We start from the raw sequence: 1,219 nt of genomic DNA, 5'->3' as shown, positions 1-1,219 counted from the left end.
GGCCTATATTCGGCGGAATGCTGATGTCTGGGAAGAAGGTGGCCGAGGTGGTGTACAAGGACCTGACGGCGGAGGCCTATGCCGTTCGAGCTTAAGATCCAGCGCCCCACCGAGCTGAGGTACACCAACTGCGGCAGGCTTGTTAGAGAAGGGCCATCGTGGTGAAGACGTGCTGTGTCAATAAGCCGTGGGTTTTCTGCTCCCGCGAGTGCTACAAACAGTTCGTGGCTAAGTGGACGAGGAATCAAGACGCTGGGGGCAGGCTTAGGAAAGCCGCCGCCTAGCCGAGGCTGTGGAGTAGGGAGGCCGCCTCTTTTTTCGAAACTTCTCTATACACAACTCTCCCCACCCTCCCGCCTGCCGACGCCTTGCCAATCTTCACCTCCAGCCCCAGGGCGAGGTCGGGCACTACCACGTCTATCTCCCTTCCGTCCCTCCAGTAGCCCACTCTGTACCTCCTCGCGAAGTGCATAGCCACCACGGCCTCCAGCCTCACCTCGGGGCCCGGGGGCTCGGCGCCGACCCAGCGCGCCGCCGCGGCGTACATGGCCGGGTCGAGGAGGTGTATCTTCCTAGGCTTTCTGAAGTTCTCCTCTAGGGTGTAGGGGTCGACCCAGTAGATCTGCCTCACCACGTACAGAGCCTCAAGCAGGTTTAGGTAGCTGAAGGCGATTTTGTGCGAGGCCAGCTCCGCCTCCTTAGCCAAGGCGCTTAGAGAGACGGGGCTTGGGGCCGTGCGGATGATTGCCTTGAGCAACCTCTTGGCGTACGCCTCGCTCCTCCCCAGCCTGGCGAGGTCCGCGGCGAGTGAAGACACAAAGATCTGCCACGTCTGGGGGTCGGGGCGTCCCTGGGCCAGGCAGGAGACCACCGACTGGGGCATCCCCCCGCATTCGAGGTAGGCGTCTAGGAGCTCCTCCAGCCTCCCCGCCCACGCGGCGGGGTCGGCGCCTCTTGGGACGCCGGCCACCTCAGCGAAGGCGGCGAAGGACAGGGGGTACATGACGTAGTCCCTGCCCCGGCCCCTCCTCCCGGGGAAGGCCTCCACCTGCCTCGCGGCGTACATGCTGACGGATCCAGACGCGATAATTACGTCGTTTTTGAAAAAGCCCTGGTCGATGTAGAACTTCAGCGCCCTGTGCCACTCCCGCGGGTAAGTAACCTCGTCTAGTATAACCACGGCGCTTTTAACCCCCCACCTCTCCTTCAGCCTCACCAC

At 62.8% G+C, this 1,219-nt stretch carries 1 protein-coding gene and 2 pseudogenes; 2 read left to right on the top strand and 1 reads right to left on the bottom strand.

Annotation, left to right across the window (positions count from 1 at the left end):
* A pseudogene (locus ACP5J3_RS14775) lies at window positions 1-95 on the top strand (sulfide-dependent adenosine diphosphate thiazole synthase); the annotation flags it as partial.
* Window positions 79-284 (top strand): annotated as a pseudogene (locus tag ACP5J3_RS14770) (hypothetical protein). The pseudogenes ACP5J3_RS14775 and ACP5J3_RS14770, both read left to right, overlap by 17 nt.
* Here ACP5J3_RS14770 and ACP5J3_RS14765 read toward each other — a convergent pair.
* A partial coding sequence (locus ACP5J3_RS14765) for an ATP-binding protein (RefSeq protein WP_428496374.1) occupies window positions 281-1,219 on the bottom strand: 939 nt, incomplete at its 5' end. The pseudogene ACP5J3_RS14770 and the gene ACP5J3_RS14765 sit on opposite strands and share 4 nt — an antisense overlap.

Source organism: Pyrobaculum sp., from assembly GCF_049971835.1.
GTDB lineage: Archaea > Thermoproteota > Thermoprotei > Thermoproteales > Thermoproteaceae > Pyrobaculum.
The sequence above is the reverse complement of the archived record's forward strand: the minus strand, read 5'-3'. Positions and strand labels throughout refer to the sequence as shown.